This window comes from Gemmatimonadota bacterium (assembly GCA_041390105.1).
GTDB lineage: Bacteria > Gemmatimonadota > Gemmatimonadetes > Longimicrobiales > Gaopeijiaceae > JAGQIF01.
This window is the reverse complement of the sequence record JAWKQO010000001.1, coordinates 355,393-374,300: the sequence shown is the minus strand read 5'-3', so window position 1 is coordinate 374,300 and position 18,908 is coordinate 355,393. Positions and strand designations below refer to the sequence as shown.

Here is an 18,908-nt window from a genome sequence, read left to right as displayed (position 1 = left end):
CTCCGCACAGGTTGCGCGCGCCCCTTCGGTTGGCGTGGGCAGTCGTAGGCGGGCTGGCGCTCGCCGGGACCGCGTTCCTCGTGATCGGCCTTCTTCTCCCCCGACGGTGGGAGGTTCAGCGCAGCCGTGCGTTGGCCGCCACACCGGAACAGGTGTTCCCTTTCGTCTCCGATCTCGACGAGTGGCCCCGCTGGATGCCCTGGGACGACCTGGACGGCATGGGGGCCACCGACCCCCAGGTACGCACGTGGGACGACCCACGTATCGGCCAGGGCGCGCTCCGACTGACCGAGGTCCACCCCGACACCGTCGTGCGCTACGAGGTGGAGGTCGAGGGCGGACTGTCGACCGCCGGCAGCCTGCGATTGCAGGCGACGCCGGACGGGTCCGTGCTCACGTGGAGCGAAACCGGTGAGTTCGGCCGGAACCCGCTGCTCGGGTACGTGGCGCTCGGAATGGACCGTCTACAGGGCGCCGAAATGGAGAAATCCCTCGATCGGCTCGCCCAGCTGTTGCGCTGAAGGTGCCAGCGACAGCGCCGTTCGCCCCCGGCTGAGGGTCGTCAGGCTCCTGCCCGCGCCAGTGCCAGGAGGTCCCGGTTGGTCTCGGTCCGGCGCATCGCCCCCAACAACTCGCTCATCGCGTCCGAGGCGTTCGCCCCGCCGAACTGGCGGCGGAACGCGTGCGAAAGCGCCAGGGCAGCCTCATCGAGAAGGAGCTCCTCCTTCCGAGTCGCGGAGGCCTGCAAGTCGATCGCCGGGAAGATCCGTCGGTCCGCGAGCTCTCTGCTCAAGACGAGCTCACTGTTCCCGGTGCCCTTGAACTCCTCGAAGATCACCTGATCCATACGGGACCCCGTATCGATCAAGGCGGTGGCAACGATGGTGAGGGACCCGCCACCCTGTCGCGGATCGATCTTGCGGGCGCTTCCCAACAGGCGCTTGGGCTTCTCCAGCGAACCAGCATCCAAGCCACCCGACAGCGTGCGCCCGCTTCCGTCGTGCAGGGTGTTGTAGGCACGCGCCAACCGCGTGATGGAGTCGAGGATGATCACCACATCCTCCCCCATCTCGACCTGCCGGCGGGCGCGCTCGAAGATCATCTCGGCCACGGCCGCATGCCGCTCGGCGGGCTGGTCGAAGGACGAGGCGACCACTTCTCCAAAGCCACACATTTCCATCTCGGTCACCTCTTCCGGTCGCTCGTCGACCAGGAGGATGACCAGCCGGCATTCCGGGTGGTTCTTGGTGATGCCTTCGGCGATCGCCTGGAGGACCATCGTCTTCCCGGCTTTCGCCGGGGCGACGATCATGGCCCGCTGGCCTTTGCCCAGCGGGCAGAACAAATCGATGATGCGGTTGGTGGGATCGGCTTTGCCCAAACGCTTCATCCCACACTCGAGTCGCAACTGTTCGTCCGGGTGGACGGCGCTGAGGCGGTTGAAGTCCGGGCGCCCCTTCGCTTCCTCGGGCGGCCGTCCGTTGACGAGCGCGAGGTGGGTCAAGGGCGGGCTCTTGCCGTTCTTGGGGCGCTTGCCCACCGCGCCCCACAGCTCGTCGCCCGTGCGCAGGCCGAACTTCTGAATCAGTCGGCCACCGACATAGATGTCTTCTTTTCCTGGGATGTACCCGGCTTCGGCGCGGCGAATGAAACCCGACCCGCTGCCGAGGACCTCTAGGATCCCGAGCGGTTTCTCACTACTCACGTTCGCATGGGGGCTGATCCATGAAAGCTCTGCGTCCGAACGCAGCATGCGCCGTGACGCGACTCGAACCTCGATTCATTGGGGAAGACGAAACCGCGGATGGTCCGTGTGGTGCGACCGTGCGCGGGAGCCTCCGGCTGCGCGTCCGCCCGGCCAGCCTGAGCACCCGAGGAAGTGCAAATATGGGGTGCACCGAAACAACCGTCCCTGGGCTCGGACGCTTCCTAAAGAAACCGCAACCGCTGTCCTGGGGCAAGGGGCACGCGATCGTGATCCGAACGCCCCCCCGGCGCCGGTGTCCGCTCCGGGTGACCGGGGGTGTCTCCCCTCCCGGACAGCGGCGAGGGCGGGCCGTGAGGAAAACGCCGGTTTTCCGGGGATTCAGCGCCCTGGTCGCATGGCATGTGCCCTGCCCTTACATTGGCCGAACCCGAGCTTTTCAGGAGGTCGTCCCGTGCCCACGAAGTCCAAGGCCGTTGCCGCCCTGGCCGCCCTCGCGCTCGCTCCGCTCGGCCTCGGAGCCCAGTCCTACTCCACCACCGATGTCTCCTTCTCCGCCGGGATCGGATCGCTTTGGTCCGGAGTGGGCTTCGGACTCGCCCATCGCAGCGTACAGACCGGGTCGTTGTTCCAACCCGGCGATGGCGTCGGGAGCGTGTACGGCGACAGCTACTACGGGGATGGATACCAGGACCGCGGCTACTACGACGATGGGTACGACGACGACCAGTACTACGACGACGACCAGTACTACGACGACGGCTATTACGACGACGGCTACTACGACGACGGGTACGACGACAACGGCTACTACGGCGGTGCCTATCGCCACACGACCAGCTACTACGGCGGATACCTGGGCTCGTGGTTGAACTTCTCGCGCCGCTATCCCTGGTTCATTCGCGGCTTCTCCTCCTGCTGGCAGGTCCCCTGGTACGATCGCGACTGGTGCTATTCGGTCGCGTGGCGGCCCTACGGCTTCCGGTCGTATGGCTACGACCCCTACTGGAGCCTGGCCTGGTCCCCGGGCTTCAGCTTCTCGATCGGTTTCGGTAGCTACTGGGGCAGCAGCTGGTGGGGTGGCGGCTACTGGGGCAGGACCTGCTGTCGCTATGGCTCCTACTGGGGCGCTCCCCGCACCGCCATCCTCTACCCATCGCGCCTCTACCTACGCCCCCGCACGGTCTACGTAGGCGGTACGCGCTATGCAAGCGGGACGCGCTATACCTACTTCCCACGCCGCACGAGCCTCCTGGGAACCCGGTACAAGGAGTCCCCGCTCGATGCGCGGGTTGGACGCTCGGCACAGCGCCCGCAAGGCCGCGTGACGACGCGTGTACAGCCACGTGCTTCCGACGCCCGCGGCGCGGTTCGCTCTCCGCGCTCCGACGCCCGTCTACGCGACTCGTCGCCGCGCGTCGAGCCGCGTCGCGCCCGCACGTCACCGAACGTGGTTCGTTCGACGCCGGCTCCCGGCTCGCGCGTTCGCACGCCCGCGGCCGATTCCGGTCGGCCCACGGATCGGTTGCGGGGCCGTGGGGAGGCAGGCGCGGCCCCACGCGCGTCCCGTGCCGATGGCCCCCGTCTGCGGCAGGGGGATGCACGCGGCCAGGTGCGCGCACCCCGCGCCTCGACTCCGCAACGTACCCCCCCGGCCGCAGCGCCTCCATCCAGCGCCCGCAACCGAGCCGCACCCCGGTCGCAGCAGCGGCCATCCCTGGATCGGTCGCAGCCCTCTCAGCGCTCGCGACCCAGCGCAGGCGAGCCGCAGAATAGGGTTCGTTCGCAGAGCCGCAGCGATGCGCCGAGGAGCGCTCGGCCGGCGCCCCGAGCCAGTACGCCGGCGCCGCGCTCCAGCCAGCCACGGGCAAGCCAACCCCGGCCCAGTTCGCCGCGGGCCAGCCAACCGCGTACCAGCCAGCCACGCGCCAGCCAGCCACGCGCCAGCCAACCGCGTGCCAGCCAGCCACGCGCCAATCAGCCGCGTGCCAGCCAGCCACGCGCCAATCAGCCACGGGCCAGCCAGCCGCGGGCCAGCCAGCCGCGGGCGGCGCCGTCCCGCTCGTCGACGCCCAGCGCCCGTCCTTCTGCCCAGCGCGCGCCCACGCGAAGCGCCCCCTCGCGCGGGACGGCCCGCAAGCCTTCGAGGGGAGGGCGCGGTGGAGGCTCCTGACGAGCATCTCGCCCCGGTGGTCCATGCCGACAGCGACTACCGGGTCCCCTACCGTGGATCCTTTCGTGTTGCGGATTGTCCGACGCGCCCGCCTCCCGAGGCTCCGGGGGAGCGGGCGCTCGAGCGTGCACAGGCGGAGATGGTCGAGGAGCTGAGCAAGTTGCAGCGCATCCTCTACGCCCATGACCATCACGCCGTCTTGCTCGTCTTCCAGGCGCTCGACGCCGCCGGGAAGGACTCCACCATCCGCCACGTCATGAGTGGCGTGGATCCCGCCGGTTGTCAGGTCTTCTCCTTCAAGCAGCCGTCCAAGGAAGAGCTGGATCACGACTTCCTCTGGCGCACCGCCAAGTGCCTGCCCGAGCGGGGCCGCATCGGCATCTTCAATCGGAGCTACTACGAGGAGGTTCTCGTGGTGCGCGTGCACCCCAACTACCTGGGAGCACAGAATCTCCCGCCGCACCCACCGCTCGGGGAGCTCTGGCAGCAGCGCTTCCAGTCGATACGCGATCACGAGCTCCATCTGGCGCGCAATGGCACGCTCATCCTCAAGTTCTGGTTGAACGTGTCGAAGGACGAGCAGAGGAAACGCTTCCTCAGCCGGCTCAAGGAACCCGAGAAGAACTGGAAGTTCGCCGAAGGCGACCTGGAGGAGCGTCGTCACTGGGACGAGTACATGGAGGCCTACCAGGACGCCCTCGCCGCCACCTCGCGACCTTGGGCGCCCTGGTTCGCCATCCCGGCAGACGACAAGCCCTTCATGCGCTGGGAGGTCACTCGCATCATCATCGACGCACTCCGGGGGCTCGATCTCCAGTATCCGCAGGTGTCGGAGGCCGACGCCCAGCGCTTCGCGGAGTTGCGCCGCACACTCGAACGCTGATCGGGGCTCGCGCCAGCAGGGCGCCACCCACGCGATCGGACTCACGCCCCCGCGCTCATCCCTCCACGATCTCGCCTTCGACGACGCGACCGGCGCAGCGGGAGCCGCCCAGCCAATAGACCAGATCGCGAGGGTGGTCGACCGTCCACAGCGCGAAGTCGGCCCGCGCCCCGGAATCGAGGGTCCCTCGATCCGTCAGTCCCAACGCTCGGGCCGCGTTGAGCGTCACGCCGCGAAATGCCTCGAGCGGTGTGAGCCCGAACAGCGTGCAGGCAAGGTGCGCGGCCGTACGCAACGACCGCAGCGGCGACGTCCCGGGATTGAGGTCGGTGGCCACGGCCAGGGGAACGGCGCCCCCACGCAGGGCGGCAACCGGGGGCTTCTGTACCTCACCCAAGGTCTGGAAGGCACCGGGGAGCAGCACCGCCACCGTGCCCGTCCTCGCCAGCGCCTCGACCCCCTCCGAGGACGTGTATTCAAGATGATCTGCAGAGTCCGCACCAAGTCGGGCCGCCAAGGCGGCGCCCCCTCCATCGCTCAGTTGGTCGGCATGGAGTCGTAGGCCCAGACCGTGGCCGGACGCCGCGCGCAGGAAGCGTTCGCACTCCTCCACGGAGAAAGCGATGCCCTCGCAGAACGCATCCGCCTGGTCCGCGAGGCCTTCGGCCACCACACGCGGCAGCGTCTCTCGGATCACATCGTCGAGGTACTCCCCCCTCCCCTGTCCTGAAGGGAGCGCGTGCAGGCCGAGAAAGGTGGTACGCACGGAAACGGGGATGTCCAACGCGAGAGACCGCGCTACCTGCAGCTGCTTCACCTCGGTGTCCGTGTCGAGACCATACCCCGACTTGATCTCGACCGTGGTGACACCTTCCGCCGTGAGGTCCCGCAGACGCTCACGGGCCGACCGCCGCAGCTCGGCCTCGGAGGCAGCGCGCGTCGCGCGCACCGAGGCTCGGATCCCACCCCCACTCGCCGCGATCTCGGCGTAGCTCTCCCCCGCCAGCCTCCGCTCGAACTCATCGGCGCGATCGCCGCCGAACACCAGGTGGGTGTGACAATCGATCAGCCCCGGCGTGAGGCACAGACCTCCCCCGTCCACCCGCTCGGCTCCGGGGAGCGAGGGTAACTCCGCCTGGGGGCCGCTCCAGAGGATGCGCCCTCCCCGAACCGCGATCGCCCCGCGCTGCACCCGTCCCCACCCGTCGTCACCGCCGACGAGACGACACAGGTGGACATCCGTCCAGATCCGGGTCCTGCCGTCCAAGAGCCCTCCCGATTGACGTTGGCCTCCGAGCCAATCTAGTGTTGGCCCCCGTGCATACGCTCTTCTCCGAGTCCGCGCTCCTCCCGTCGGGGTGGCGCCGCGACGTGCTGTTCACGTTCGACGATACCGGCACCTTGGTGGCCGTGCAGCCCGATGCTGCCGGGGATGACCACGAACGGGCCGGCGGCCCGGTCGTTCCCGGTATTCCCAACCTGCACTCGCACGCGTTCCAATGGGCCCTGGCCGGCCGCGCCGAACGGGGCCACCCCGACGGCGACAGCTTCTGGACGTGGCGCACGCTACTGTACGACTTCCTGAACCGGCTGGACCCCGACGCTGTCGAGGCCATCGCCACCGCCCTCTACCTGGAGATGTTGGAGGCGGGCTATACCTCGGTGGTCGAGTTCCATTACCTCCATCACGGTCCCGCTGGCCGCGCGTACGAGGACCGCGCCGAGATGGCGCTGCGCCTGGGGCGCGCAGCGGACGCAACGGGCATCCGGCTGACGCTGCTGCCCGTGGTGTACGAAGCCGGCGGCTTCGGTGTCGACCTGGCCCCCGAACAGGCGCGGCTGCGACTGTCCTTGTACGATGCGCTCACGGTGCTGGAGCGCCTGGAGGCCTCGGATTTCGGGCATCGGCTGGGACTGGCCCTGCACAGCCTGCGCGCCGTGCGGAGCGAAACCATCCGTGACCTGGTCGAGGACCGGACGCTCCTGGCCCGTCCGCACACGATCCACATCCACGTCGCCGAGCAGCTCCGCGAGGTCGAGGAGTGCCAGGCACGCCTGGGGGCACGGCCGGTGCGCTGGTTGCTGGACGCCGCCGACGTGGACGAACGCTGGTGTCTGGTGCACTGCACGCACGTCGACGAGGACGAGTTGCACGGGGTGATCCGCTCGGGCGCCGTGGTGGCGCTCTGCCCCACGACCGAGGCCAACCTCGGAGACGGCGTGTTTCCTTTCGCGAACTACGAGCGCGGTGGTGGCCGCTGGGGCGTCGGCTCGGACAGTCAGGTGTCCGTCAACCCCTTCGAGGAGTTGCGTTGGCTGGAGTACGAGCAACGACTCGTTCAGCAGAAGCGCAATGTCATCACGGCAGGTACGGCCAGATCCACGGGACGCGCGCTGTTCGAAGGGGTGCTCTCCGGCGCCTGGTCGGCGGTGGCCGACAATGTAGGACGCCTGGAGCCGGGGAGTCGGGCCGACCTCCTGGTCTTCGACCGGGACCAGCCACGGCGCTGGGGGCGGGATGAAGATGCGCTGCTCGACACGCTGGTTTTCTCCGGCTCGGACAGCGCGCCCTTGCACGTGATGGTCGGAGGCCGCTGGGTGGTCCGCGACCGCGCGCACACGGCGCGGGCCTCACTGTTGCCCGCCCTCCGCGAAGCGCTACGCCGCCTGGACTGACGCGCCGGCCTGGCCCCCCGACACGACCGTCAGCGCTCCCTCATCGGAATCCGGATGTCGCACGTCTCGGCGGTACGAAGTGCCTCGTCGTAGCCGGCGTCCACATGTCGGGCAACGCCGATCCCCGGGTCGTTGGTGAGCACCCGTTCGATCCGGCGGGCCATCTCCGGAGTACCGTCCGCGACCAACACCTGCCCCGCATGCAGCGAGTTGCCGATTCCCACGCCACCGCCGTGATGAACGGATACCCAACTGGCACCCGAGGCGGTGTTGAGGAGGGCATTGAGAATGGGCCAGTCCGCCACCGCGTCGGTTCCGTCTTTCATGCCTTCGGTCTCGCGGTACGGTGAGGCGACCGAGCCCGTGTCCAGATGGTCGCGTCCGATCACGATGGGAGCCTCCACCTCCCCGTTCGCTACCAGCTCGTTGAGCGCTACCCCAAAACGAGCCCGGGCTCCCTGCCCCAACCAGCAGATGCGCGCCGGCAACCCCTGGAACTGCACCTTCTCGCGCGCCAGCGAGATCCAGCGCGTCAAGTGCTCGTCTTCCGGAAACAGCTCCAGTGCCAGCTCATCCGTTCGGGCGATGTCCGCCGGGTTCCCGGACAGCGCGACCCACCGGAAGGGTCCCTTTCCTTCGCAGAACAGCGGTCGGATATAGGCCGGCACGAACCCCGGATAGGCAAAGGCGTCCGAAAAGCCCGCGCCGAGGGCTTCGCCGCGTAGGTTGTTGCCGTAGTCCACCGCGATCGCGCCCTGCCGCTGCAACTCGACGATGGCCTCGCAGTGCGAGCGCATGGCGACCCGGGCCCGGGCGATGTACGCCTCGGGGTCCCGCTCGCGGAGCTCCAGGGCCGCCGCCAAGCTCATGCCGTTGGGCACGTATCCTCCCAGGGGATCATGCGCGGACGTCTGATCCGTGACGATGTCCGGAACCACGTTCCTGCGAGCGAGCTCGGGCAGGACGTCCGCACAATTCCCCACGAGTCCAACGGACAGCGCCTCCCCGCGCGCAGTGGCGTCCTGTACCCAGTGCAGTGCCTCCTCGAGATCGTCCGAGGCTCGATCACAGTACCCGGTGCGGACGCGTCGTTCGATCCGTGACCCGTCGACCTCCACCACCAGGATGGCTCCGCCATTCATGGTGGCCGCCAGTGGTTGCGCCCCCCCCATGCCACCCATGCCGCCCGTCAGAATCCAGCGCCCCTGCAGCGAGCCGCCGAAGTGACGCGCAGCCATCGCTCCGAAGGTCTCGTAGGTGCCTTGCAGGATGCCCTGGGTCCCGATGTAGATCCACGACCCCGCCGTCATCTGCCCGTACATCATCAGGCCCTTGCGCTCGAGCTCGTCGAAGTGCGCCCAGGTGGCCCAGCGTCCCACCAGATTCGAGTTCGCCAAGAGAACCCGGGGCGCGTACGGATGGGTGCGGAACACAGCCACGGGCTTGCCCGATTGGATCAGCAAGGTCTCGTCATTCGCGAGGGTCTCCAGCGTGCGCACGATGGCATCGAAGGCTTCCCAGTTCCGTGCAGCCCGTCCGCGCCCGCCGTAGACGACCAGTTCCTCGGGACGCTCGGCCACCTCCGGGTCGAGGTTGTTCATCAGCATCCGCAGCGCGGCTTCCTGGGTCCATCCGCGGCAGCGCAATTGTGCTCCCCGAGGCGCTGCGATCGTGCGGGTGTGAGATGTCATGCGGCTTCTCCTCCCGATGGGGATGGGTGCTCGGAACCGTCCAGGTGTCCGTCGTGAATGAGTGCGCGCAGTGCCTCGAGATCGGGGGAGAGCGGACGATCGCCCGCGAGCGCTGGAACCGCGCCTCGGATCACCGCGTGCGCGCGCTCCAGGGGGGCGGACGAGCGCAACGGCCGTCGGTGCTCGAGCGCCTCCGCGGCACTCATGAGCTCGATGGCCAACACATACTCCAGCAGCTCCACGGCCCGCGCTGCTTTGCGTGCCGCGGTCAGGCCCATGGACACATGATCTTCACGGGCCGCGCTGGTCGAGACGGAATCCACCGAAGCCGGGTGAGACAACACGCGCAACTCCGCCCCCAGGTCTGCGGACGTGACCTGAGCGATCATGAAGCCAGACTCGATCCCCGGCCTGCTGGCCAGGAAGGCAGGAAGCTCGGACAGGTCGGGATTCAGCAGACGCTCCAGGCGCCGCTCGCTGATGCTCGCGAGATCGGCCAGGGCCAGGGCCACGAAGTCCAGCGCCTGCGCAACGACTTGCGCGTGGAAGTTTCCACCGCTCACCACCAGATCCTGTTCGGGAAAGACGAGCGGGTTGTCCGTGGCGCTGTTGGCCTCGATCTCGATCACCCGTCGAGCATGACTGAAGGCGTCGCGCGCCGCTCCGTGGACCTGCGGGATGCAACGGAGACAGTAAGCGTCTTGCACCCGCGCGTCTCCGTGCCGATGCGACTCGCGAATCTCGGAATCGTGCAAGAGCGCGTACATGCGCGCGGCCGTCTCGATCTGGCCCGCGTGCGGGCGCACCTGGTGGATCTCCGGACGGAAGGCCTCGGGAGTGCCTCTCAATGCCTCCAAGGACATCGCTCCGGCCAGGTCGGCCACCGCGACCGCGCGCCGGGCGCCAAGAAGCGCGACGGCACCCATCCCCGTGGTCGCCTGGGTCCCGTTGATGAGAGAAAGCCCTTCCTTCGCCTCCAGCACCAGCGGCGGGAGACCCGCCCGCGCAAGCGCCTCCGCGGCCGGGAGGATCGCACCGTCGACCTCCATCTGCCCCTCACCCAGCAACGCCAGCGCCACATGGGCCAGGGGCCCGAGGTCACCGCTGGCTCCCACCGATCCGAATGAGGGCACCACAGGCGTGAGCCCCCGCTCGAGGAACAGCAGTAGCCGCTCGATCACCTCGGGGCGACACCCGGAGTGGCCAAGCGCCAGAGCATTGGCCCGGAGCAGCATCATCGCGCGCACCGTCGCCCGTGCCATCGGGGGTCCCACACCGGACGCATGGCTGCGAACCAGGTTCCGCTGAAGCTCCCCTCGCTGGTCCGCCGAGATGACCACGTCGGCCAGACGGCCGAAGCCCGTGGTCACCCCATAGACCTTGTCGCCGCGTCCGATGATCTCGAGCAGATAGGCTCGGCTACGCTCGACCCGGACACGCGCGCTCGGGCTCAGCCGCACCGGCGCCCCGGACGCATCGGCCACCCGACCGATCGCCTCCACCGTGAGGTCGCGACCGCTCACCTCAAGCACCGGCCTCTCCTCCCCGCTGCATGAGCCCCTGGAAGTGTTCGAAGTCCGCCCGGGGTAGGGTCAGATCCTCCTCCCTCCACGTCCGCTCCAGTTCCACTGCCAGACCCTCCGCCAGTCGATTCACGTAGTTGTAGTAGGCCGTCACATGGCAGATGTCGAGGATGGCGCGATCGTCGAAGCCCACGTTCCGTAGCTCCACCACCCCGGCCGCCGCGGAGGCCGCGGGAGACCGCGTCAAGCGCAGGCACCAATTCAGCATCGCCCGGTGACGCGCGGGTAGATCGAGCCGGCTCGCGTCCAGCGCCAACGCCCGCACCCAGGAGCGTTCCTTGCCCAGCCTACGGAGTCCCGCCCCGTGATGGTTGATTCAGTAGAAGCAGTCGTTGGCGGCCGAGACCACCACGGCGATCATCTCCCGCTCCACCCGACTGAGGGGGGACGGCCCCCGCATGGCGTGCTCGTAGAGCCGATAGTGGTGCTCGAGGCTCGGGGGATCCAGGGCGTGGATGCGGAGGATGTGATCCGACGGGGGCTCCGACCATCCGAGCCGGTCCAGGGTGGGGCCGAAGCCGGGATCGTCCGGCTCCGGATCGTAGGGGACATGGGCCATGGAGCCACTCCGATGGAGCCAGGGTACGGGGAGGAGCCCCAGTTTTCCGCCGTTTCTCCTCGGTGGCAAGACGCGCGCGGTGGCTCTGGCGCGCGGAGAGGGTCCGCTCCTTGCGTAGCTCCCACGGAGACCGTAAACGTTCTGTCAGTCCCGTAAACATCCAACGTCACGAGCGGCCTCGGCTCGCTCGCAGGGTCGGAAGGAGTCACTCGTGTACGCCCAGGCCCCCAGCCCCCCCCGGGCTGCCGCGTCTATTCCCCCCCATGGGGTGTCTCGCCGTCTGGAAGAGGTCCGCATCCGCACGGGCCGCCGAACGCTCAGGGACTTCTGGCGTGAGGTCACGGGAGACGGCGAGTTCCGGGTGAGCTACGAAGCGGTCCGGAACTACCACACGGACCGGGATCCGCCGGTCGACTACCTGGTGCGGGTCGCGGATCGCTTCGGGGCCAGCCTGGACTGGCTGGCGACCGGCCGCGGGCAGCCCTGGCCCTCCGATCCCCAGATCCGCAAGACCGCCGAGTCCGCCCCGGAAGGGGCCGGAATCGCGGAGTTCGAGGGGGCGCTCCGGGAGGTGTTCTGGCACTACGCCAACCTCCCCCCGCTGGCGATGGCCATGGTGCTCAAGACCTGTGAGCGGCTGCATCGGGACGCCGAACTCCGGGCCCGACTCAACGGCAAGGGCGGTCCCACGCGCGCCTACATCGGTCGCTTCGTCGGCAAGGCCCTCGCTGGCCCGTTGGTCAACGCCGTCGCCGGCACGGTGCGTACCTCCGAGCTGCATCAATGGCAGATGGAGAGCTACGTGCTGGGCATCTGCCAGGCGCTCCATTCGTTGATGCCCAACCCCAACTGGTCGGAGCCGCTGGTCCAGAACCCGCTCCACTGAGACCGGAGCGGCATGCGCACCGGCCCGTCCCAGGACCACGTGCCTGGCGGCCGGGTACGGGGGTTGCTGGAACACGAGCCGAGGAGTTCCTGCTTCGGATGCTTCCGTCCCCGGTGCGAGCATGAACAGCGAAGAGCGGTCGACCCATCCTATCGCGCGCGATCCCGATCCTGCCCCTGAAACGGCAGTCATCGGCTTGCGCCTGGTCCGTCCCGAGGAGTCGACGACCGACCGGCCCGCCACGCCTCCCGAACTCGACCCGGAAACGGCCACGGCTCCGGTTCCAGCGGATCTCGCCTCCAGCCACCTCTACCTGAATCGGGAGCTCACCCTCCTCAACTTCTACTTCCGGGTGCTGCACGAAGCCGAGGACCCGCGAACCCCACCGCTCGAGCGCATCCGGTTTGCCGCCATCGTCGGGTCGAACATCGACGACTTCGTGATGAAGCGGATCGGCGGTCTGAAGCAGCAGCTGGGCGCCGGCGTGACCGAGCGCACGGTCGACGGCCGCAGCCCGGAGGAGCAGATCCATCAGTGCTTTGCCCTGATCCGTCTTCTCGACGCGCGCCTGCGCGCCGTCGTCTCCGCCCTGGAGGCGCTCCTGGCGGAGAACGGGATCCGATTCCTCAAGCCCATCGATCTTCCGGCGGCCGAGCGCAAGGCGCTGCGGAAGCAGTACCTGACGCACATCCACCCCCTGGTGACGCCGCAGGCGACCGATCCGGCCCATCCCTTCCCGTTCATCTCCAACCTGTCGTTGAACCTCGTCCTCAGCCTCCGCGATCCTCAGAGCCAGGAAACCGCCCTGGCCCGGGTCAAGGTCCCGGTCGGAGCCGGCGTTCCGCGATTCCTGCGGTTGGGCAGCTCGCTGGACTTCGTACCGCTCGAGCAGGTGCTCATCGACAACCTCGACGTGCTGTTCCCCGGCATGGAGGTCATGTCCTGTTCCGTATTCCGCGTCACGCGCAACGCCAACACCGAACGGGAGGAGGAGAGCGCCGAGGATCTGTTGGAGTTGATCGAGTCCGAACTGCGTGATCGCAAGTTCGCACCGGTGGTCCGCCTGCAATGCAGCAAGGGGATGGACGCGGCGCATCTGCGCCTGCTCACCCACGAGTTGGGCTTGCGCCCCTCGGAGGTCTTCGAGATCGGTGGGCTGCTGGGCCTGCGCGACCTGATGGAGGTCGCCGAGCTGGACCTGCCTCACTTGCGCGAGCCGGCCCACCACCCTGTCGATCATCCGGCCATCAAGCCAGACCGGTCCATCTTCCAGGTCATCCGCGAAGCCGGTCCGCTCCTCCTGGAGCATCCGTATCACTCCTATGCCACCTCGGTGGAGCGTTTCTTGAGGGAGGCGAGTCGCGATCCCGAGGTCCGCGCGATCAAGATGACCCTGTACCGCACGTCGGAAGACTCGAAAGCGGTAGAGCACCTGATCGAAGCTGCGCGGAACGGGAAGCAGGTGGCGGTCGCCGTGGAGCTCAAGGCCAGCTTCGACGAAGCAGCCAATATTCGCTGGGCCAACCGTCTGGAGGAGGTCGGCATCCACGTCACCTACGGCGTGATGGGCTTGAAGACCCACTGCAAAGTGATCCTGGTGGTACGTCAGGATCAGGACGGGCTGCGCCGCTACGCCCATATCGGAACCGGGAACTACCACGCGGGCACGGCACGCCGCTACACGGACTACGGATTGCTGACCGCGAGCCGACGGATCGGCCAGGATCTCACCGAGCTCTTCAACTATCTGACCACGGGCTTCAAGCCCAAGCGTCGCTTCCGCCGCGTGCTTCCCGCTCCCAAGATCCTGAAGAGCGCCCTCCTGGAAAAGATCGAACGAGAGATCGAAGCCCACCGCATCGGCGATCCCGCACGGATCCAGATGAAGATGAACGGCCTCGAGGATCCCGACGTCGTGCGGGCCCTCTACAAGGCTTCCATGGCAGGCGTGCCGATCGACCTCATCGTTCGGGACACCTGCCGGCTGCGACCCCGCGTGCCGGGTCTCAGCGAGACGACCCGCGTGGTCAGTGTCATCGGGCGCTTCTTGGAGCACGGACGCATCTACTACTTCCACAACGGTGGAGACGAGGAGTATTACATCGGCTCCGCGGACTGCATGAGCCGCAATCTGCAGGGGCGCGTCGAGGTCCTGGTGCCCGTCGAAGACCCGGAACTCCGCTCGGAGCTGCGCTTCGTCCTCGACTCGCAGCTGGAGGACCGTCGCGGGGGTTGGGAGATGCAGTCCGACGGCAGCTACGTCTTGAAGGCGCCGGTGGCGGACGCGGAGGCGAGAAGCTCGCAGGCGCTGATGATCGAGCGCGCCGGCTCACAGCGGCGGGAGGCGTCCCGCTTGAAACGCCGACGGCCCCGTTCCCTCGGGGGCCGCAACCGTCGTTGAGGCCAGCGCCCCGCTCCGTATATGCCCTGCGCCACGATCCATATGATGTTGAGCGGACGAGCGCTCCGTGCCTGGGAGGCTCGTCCCTCGACCGCGCCTTTTCCACTTCGCGCCCAGACCGTACGGGCCTTCCTTCACGGAAGCATGGCGCCCGATACGGGGTTCGTCCCTGGAGCGGAGCGTTTCCCTTCCGTGCTTGCCCACTACGTACAGCCGGCCGATCTGGTCCGGGAGTTGGCGCACGGTGCCAGGAGTGACGAGGAACGCGCGTTCGCGTGGGGCTGGGCCGCTCACGTCGTGGGCGATGTCGTGCTTCACCCGCAAGTGGGCCATGCCTGCGGCGAAGCAGTGCGAGGTGATCGTTCGCAGCGCTTGAACGCCATGGATGACCTCGAGACCCACGTCGGGATGGAGGTGGGCCTCGACATCCTCGTCCTTGCGTCAGACCCCGACATTCCACGGCCCGAGCGTCGGCCCTTCTTCTCGGCCACGTCCATCGAGTTCCTCCGGGGTGCCTATGCCCGCGCCTATGGGATCGATCTGGATGCCCATCGGATGTGGCTAAGCCACCGTCGGGCCACGCAACGAACGGCCCGGTGGCCCAACCTGCTGCGTGTGCTCGACCGGGCGCACGGAGTCAGCGCACGCGGACGCTCCTCGGCGGCAGCAGGCGGGTTGGTGTCGGTCGCCCGCAGGTTCGCACGAGCGGGAAGTGCGTTCCGTGGGCTGCTGCGGCCGCGACGGCCTCCCGCCTGGTTGGTGGAGTTGGCGCAGACGGAGGGAGACCGCTTCCCCGCTCGCCTGGCCACTGTGATCGACGCGGGCCTCGAGCAGTTGGAGAACCGCAATCTCGAGAGTGGCGAGCTCACGGGCCCCCACGACCCGCACCCCGAGAGCCGAGCGGCCTACGAGCAGCTACGAGCGTTGCGAGGAGAGTCGAGGGTCTCCGACTAGCGGCCGCCCTTCGTGAAGACCTGGATCAAGCCGCCCGTGTACCCCGTGCCGTAGCGGGTGGTGGCATCGCTGGCACTCATGTAGACGATCGAGTCCACGTCCTGCACCACGACGCGGCGCAGCGCTTCCAGACTTCCGGATGGGGCGTTGTCGATGAAGACCTGCGCGTAGTCCGGCGACCCCGACTGGACGCTGGACATTCCACGCGTCCGTAGCCACCGGGGGCGCAACCGCTGAATGGCGTCGTAGGCACTCCCGTTGGGGATCTCCGACAGATCGCCGGACCGGATGACGTTCGGACTCCGGCTCGATCCCCCGCCCCCACCGCTCGCGCATCCGAGCAGCAGGAGGGAGAAGAGGGCGAAGGTGGTGGTCCAAAGGGACACCTTCTGCGGACGGAACATGGCTCGTCTCCTCTCTGCCGTAGACCTGCGTGAGTCTAGCGGTTCAGCACCGGTGCCGGCACCCCGGGACCCTTACGGCCCGAGGACTCCTCGCCCCCCCTCCCTCGCCCGTCCCCGCCCCGGGGGCCGGCAAGCCGTTGTCACTCCGGTGGTCGGTCGTCTATCGTACGACGGGCTGTTCTCGACTACGGTGGAAAGGTGGGATTATGACAGGCATCCGGTACGTCCGTTCGGCGACCCTCGGAGTGGCGCTGGCAGTCTCCCTCGGCGGCTGCGCGGTAGGGCGCCCCTGGGGGTTCGCTCCACTCGGCGGCATCAACGTCGACGCGGAGGAGTTGTTCGTCGGTGCGGATGCCTGGGTGCCGCTCCAGCAGGGCCTCGGAACCGGAGAGCTCTTCTTCGTGCCGGGCTTCGATTGGTATCCGTTCGCGGGCGAGGACGTGGCCGGCGCCAACTACGACGCGTCCCGGTGGGGAGTGAATGGCGACCTGGTCTGGGCCTTCGACGGAAGCTCCTTCGCGCCCTTCGTACGGGGCGGCCTGGCGCTGAGCCGTGTTTCGTCGGAAGTGGGCGGTGGCCCGAAGGTCAGCGACACCGACCTGGCGTTCGACATGGGGGCCGGAGGATTCTTCGGTGGGAGTGGCAGCGGCAACCGCCCCTACGCCCAGTTGGGCGTGCTGCTCGGGAACGGCTCGGACCTGTATCTGTCTGCGGGCTACCGCTTCATGGTCGGCGGCACGCCCTGAGGGCGGCCGTCGGCTCCCACCGCGAGCGGGAGGAGGGGGAGCAACGCGTCGGTGAACCCGACGCTGGGGGATGACGCGGACAGCGACAGAGGGTCGGCCGCTCCGGCGTTGACGCTGTATCCGAGGTCTGCGAGCGATCCCACGGTGATGGCGCTCAGCGGATTCGCTCCCGTGGAGAGCACCGAGGTCATCAGCTCGGTGCCCAGCACGGCCTCGCGCCAGTGCACGTCCCGCACCGAAGGACCGCCCACGTTCTCGACCGGTGGAAGTCCGCCTCCGCCGTGCGCCGCCCACGCGACGCCCGCGGCTGAACCGAGGAAGCGCGGATCGGGCCCTCCCCCACCTTGCAGGAGTCCCGCCGCCGACCAGAACACGCCGACACCGAGGGTGTGCGCGAGCTCGTGCTCGAAGACGGCTCCCAGCAGACCGAGTGCCGCCAGCGTGCCCAAGTCCGCGGCATCGATGCGCAGCACCCCCACGGCCGGGATCAGCGTCCCCGCTCGAACGCGGCACACCCCTGCGTTCGCTACGCTCCCACCGGGGCCGTCGATGGCCGCTGCCTCCACGAACACCACGAGGTCGTCGACGACCTCCTGCAGGGCCGGGTGGTTCACCCCGCAGGCACCGGCGGGCAGAGACCCGGGGCCGATGAACGAGACGTCGGGCAGGTCGCCGACCACCACGCCCTGCCATCGATCGCGGGCTGCGCTCAAGGACGCCAGCTCCGCGCCGCTGAACCCACCCAGCACGCGTGTATCGATCTGGAAGCCGGGGGTGGACGCGACCGCGGTCGCAGTCAGTTCCACCACGGCCCCAACGCCGGACACCTGCGCCTGCAGCCGCTGGGGTCCCGGAGCGCCCAGGGTCCAGATTCCCGGCGACGCGCGCCCATCGGCATCGCTGGGATCGCTGGTGTGTTGCACGCTGCCCCCCCCCTCGGCCACCGTGAACGTCACGGTGACGGATGGAATCCCATTGTCCCAGTCATCGCGCACCTGGACCAGCGGTGCCTGGGGGAGCGGCGCGCCCGGCGCCCCGGTCTGCCCCTGTCCGCTGAGCACAGCCAGGCGGCGGGGTGGGCCCGGTACACCGACGAGTTGGAAACGCGCGGTATCGGTGGTGGCCGCATAGACCAGCACTGTCTGCTCGCCTGCGCTCACCCCGAGCGTCCACGCCACCTGCGCCTGCCCCTGCACGTCGGTCGGCACCTCCACCTGAATACCGGTCGCCTCGTCCCGGAAGGTCACCTGCGCCGAGGAGGGGTTGCCGTGGACGTCGACCACGTCCACCACGAGTGGGCTCCCCAGCGGTTGCGCCACCTCCCGCGACTGCCCGTCGCCCGCCACCACCCGTACGGAGTGGGGTCGGCCAGAAAGGGCGGAGGCCGCGACCACGACCGTGTCCGCCCCGGCGAGGATGAGCTCGGCGGACTGTTCACCTGCGACCGGGCCCAGGCTCCACTGGAAGCGCGCGTGTCCGTCGGCGTCTGCGCGTACGCTGTCGGGCTGTATCCGTCCACCGTCGGGGGTGCGCGCCACGACCCAGGTGCCCGGAGCGGCGTTGTCGAACACGTCGCCCACCCACACCTGGAGCGAGTCCGAAAGAATCGCCCCCACCGTATCCGCCTGCCCGCCGCCCACGACCAACCCCAACTGCCGCCCTGGTCCCGGAAGGACCGTCCCCTCCCAGGTGGCGGAGAACTCCCCGGCCCGCGCCTCGACGCGGAGCGGACCACTCTGTGGCCCCGCTCGCCAGGGGAGCAGCGCTCGCCCGAATGCGTCAGTGGTCTCCACGTCCCGGTCGAGCGCCGCCGCACCGGTGACGACGTGGAACGCCACGGGCACGCCGGGCAACGGATCTCGACCCGAGAACGCCTTGGCTTCGAGGACAGCGGGCTCGCCAGCCCGCACGGAGTCTCCCGGCACCAGCGCGTGCAGGTCGAGGGAATCGACCTGGGCCAGGGGTGCGGGGAGCGGGGACTCACAGGCGGATAGCAGCACGAGTGCAGCAACGGCGTAGCGGGGACCCGACAGATTGCCGGATCCCGACCGCCACCCGCGTGCACCGCTCGCTCGCGACCACGGGAATGGAACCCGCATGGCCGCGCCATTTCGACGACCTTCGACCAACGCCCGCGCCTTTCTCCGACCCAAACAGAGAGGGCGAAACGGACAAGAACGGTGCCAGCCGGGCTCGGGCGAAAAGCGAACGCCCGAGTCCGCGTTGCGTCCGCAGAGGTAGGGCTTG

General features: G+C 68.5%; 16 protein-coding genes. 8 read left to right on the top strand and 8 right to left on the bottom strand.

Translation table 11 applies throughout. From position 1 onward, the window contains the following. The first annotated feature begins 11 nt into the window (after window positions 1-11). Complete coding sequence (locus tag R3E10_01670) at window positions 12-521, top strand: SRPBCC family protein (protein MEZ4414439.1); 510 nt, start codon at window positions 12-14, stop codon at window positions 519-521. Window positions 522-562: 41 nt separating this feature from the next. Here the strand turns inward: R3E10_01670 and rho are convergent, their stop codons facing one another. Beyond that, window positions 563-1,705 (bottom strand): transcription termination factor Rho, encoded by a 1,143-nt coding sequence (gene rho, locus R3E10_01665; GenBank protein MEZ4414438.1) that lies wholly within the window; start codon window positions 1,703-1,705, stop codon window positions 563-565. Window positions 1,706-2,159: 454 nt separating this feature from the next. Between rho and R3E10_01660 the strand changes: the two genes are divergently transcribed. Together R3E10_01660 and R3E10_01655 are read left to right on the top strand one after the other, a co-directional pair. Then, window positions 2,160-3,878, top strand: coding sequence for a hypothetical protein (locus R3E10_01660; GenBank protein ID MEZ4414437.1), 1,719 nt, complete (start codon window positions 2,160-2,162; stop codon window positions 3,876-3,878). Further along, window positions 3,865-4,761, top strand: a complete 897-nt coding sequence (locus R3E10_01655) for a polyphosphate kinase 2 family protein (protein MEZ4414436.1) — start codon at window positions 3,865-3,867, stop codon at window positions 4,759-4,761. Before R3E10_01660 ends, R3E10_01655 begins: the two co-directional genes overlap by 14 nt. 55 nt (window positions 4,762-4,816) lie before the next feature. Here R3E10_01655 and hutI read toward each other — a convergent pair whose 3' ends face one another. Next, a complete protein-coding gene (gene hutI / locus R3E10_01650) occupies window positions 4,817-6,028 on the bottom strand; it encodes an imidazolonepropionase (GenBank protein MEZ4414435.1) in 1,212 nt (403 codons plus the stop codon). A 38-nt stretch (window positions 6,029-6,066) separates the two neighbouring features. Between hutI and R3E10_01645 the strand changes: the two genes are divergently transcribed. Then, complete coding sequence (locus tag R3E10_01645; GenBank protein ID MEZ4414434.1) at window positions 6,067-7,437, top strand: formimidoylglutamate deiminase; 1,371 nt, start codon at window positions 6,067-6,069, stop codon at window positions 7,435-7,437. 29 nt (window positions 7,438-7,466) lie between these two features. Here the strand turns inward: R3E10_01645 and hutU are convergent, their stop codons facing one another. From hutU to R3E10_01625, 4 genes are read right to left on the bottom strand one after another with little or no spacing between them, the layout of a single operon-like run. Continuing rightward, window positions 7,467-9,128 (bottom strand): urocanate hydratase, encoded by a 1,662-nt coding sequence (hutU, locus tag R3E10_01640; GenBank protein ID MEZ4414433.1) that lies wholly within the window; start codon window positions 9,126-9,128, stop codon window positions 7,467-7,469. Next, complete coding sequence (gene hutH, locus R3E10_01635; protein ID MEZ4414432.1) at window positions 9,125-10,660, bottom strand: histidine ammonia-lyase; 1,536 nt, start codon at window positions 10,658-10,660, stop codon at window positions 9,125-9,127. The genes hutU and hutH overlap by 4 nt, the downstream gene beginning before the upstream one ends. After that, entirely contained in the window at window positions 10,653-10,976 is a 324-nt protein-coding gene (locus R3E10_01630) for a peroxidase (protein MEZ4414431.1), read from the bottom strand. The genes hutH and R3E10_01630 overlap by 8 nt, the downstream gene beginning before the upstream one ends. Window positions 10,977-11,027: 51 nt before the next feature. Beyond that, the gene (locus tag R3E10_01625; protein MEZ4414430.1) at window positions 11,028-11,270 is read right to left on the bottom strand and encodes a carboxymuconolactone decarboxylase family protein; all 243 of its coding nucleotides are present in this window, start codon (window positions 11,268-11,270) and stop codon (window positions 11,028-11,030) included. A gap of 268 nt (window positions 11,271-11,538) precedes the next feature. Here R3E10_01625 and R3E10_01620 point away from each other — a divergent pair, with 268 nt between their 5' ends. From R3E10_01620 to R3E10_01610, 3 genes are all read left to right on the top strand, one after another. Further along, entirely contained in the window at window positions 11,539-12,156 is a 618-nt protein-coding gene (locus R3E10_01620) for a hypothetical protein (GenBank protein MEZ4414429.1), read from the top strand. Between the two features lie 121 nt (window positions 12,157-12,277). Continuing rightward, window positions 12,278-14,557, top strand: a complete 2,280-nt coding sequence (gene ppk1, locus R3E10_01615; GenBank protein MEZ4414428.1) for a polyphosphate kinase 1 — start codon at window positions 12,278-12,280, stop codon at window positions 14,555-14,557. A 21-nt stretch (window positions 14,558-14,578) separates the two neighbouring features. Further along, a complete protein-coding gene (locus R3E10_01610; protein MEZ4414427.1) occupies window positions 14,579-15,511 on the top strand; it encodes a zinc dependent phospholipase C family protein in 933 nt (310 codons plus the stop codon). Here R3E10_01610 and R3E10_01605 read toward each other — a convergent pair. Next, window positions 15,508-15,915: a hypothetical protein gene (locus tag R3E10_01605; GenBank protein MEZ4414426.1), complete on the bottom strand. Its 408-nt coding sequence runs from the start codon at window positions 15,913-15,915 to the stop codon at window positions 15,508-15,510. The genes R3E10_01610 and R3E10_01605 overlap by 4 nt on opposite strands. Before the next feature lie 206 nt (window positions 15,916-16,121). Here R3E10_01605 and R3E10_01600 point away from each other — a divergent pair, with 206 nt between their 5' ends. Then, window positions 16,122-16,661: a hypothetical protein gene (locus R3E10_01600; GenBank protein ID MEZ4414425.1), complete on the top strand. Its 540-nt coding sequence runs from the start codon at window positions 16,122-16,124 to the stop codon at window positions 16,659-16,661. On the opposite strand, the gene R3E10_01595 is transcribed toward R3E10_01600, so the two are convergent. After that, the gene (locus R3E10_01595; GenBank protein MEZ4414424.1) at window positions 16,631-18,760 is read right to left on the bottom strand and encodes a leishmanolysin-related zinc metalloendopeptidase; all 2,130 of its coding nucleotides are present in this window, start codon (window positions 18,758-18,760) and stop codon (window positions 16,631-16,633) included. The genes R3E10_01600 and R3E10_01595 overlap by 31 nt on opposite strands. Window positions 18,761-18,908: the final 148 nt, after the last annotated feature.

Coding starts and splice junctions, on each gene's coding strand:
- R3E10_01610 (MEZ4414427.1), top strand. CDS start 14,579: ATGCCCTGCGCCACGATCCATATGATGTTGAGCGGACGAGCGCTCCGT.
- R3E10_01595 (MEZ4414424.1), bottom strand. CDS start 18,760: ATGCGGGTTCCATTCCCGTGGTCGCGAGCGAGCGGTGCACGCGGGTGG.
- hutU (MEZ4414433.1), bottom strand. CDS start 9,128: ATGACATCTCACACCCGCACGATCGCAGCGCCTCGGGGAGCACAATTG.
- ppk1 (MEZ4414428.1), top strand. CDS start 12,278: ATGAACAGCGAAGAGCGGTCGACCCATCCTATCGCGCGCGATCCCGAT.
- R3E10_01625 (MEZ4414430.1), bottom strand. CDS start 11,270: ATGGCCCATGTCCCCTACGATCCGGAGCCGGACGATCCCGGCTTCGGC.
- R3E10_01600 (MEZ4414425.1), top strand. CDS start 16,122: ATGACAGGCATCCGGTACGTCCGTTCGGCGACCCTCGGAGTGGCGCTG.
- R3E10_01605 (MEZ4414426.1), bottom strand. CDS start 15,915: ATGTTCCGTCCGCAGAAGGTGTCCCTTTGGACCACCACCTTCGCCCTC.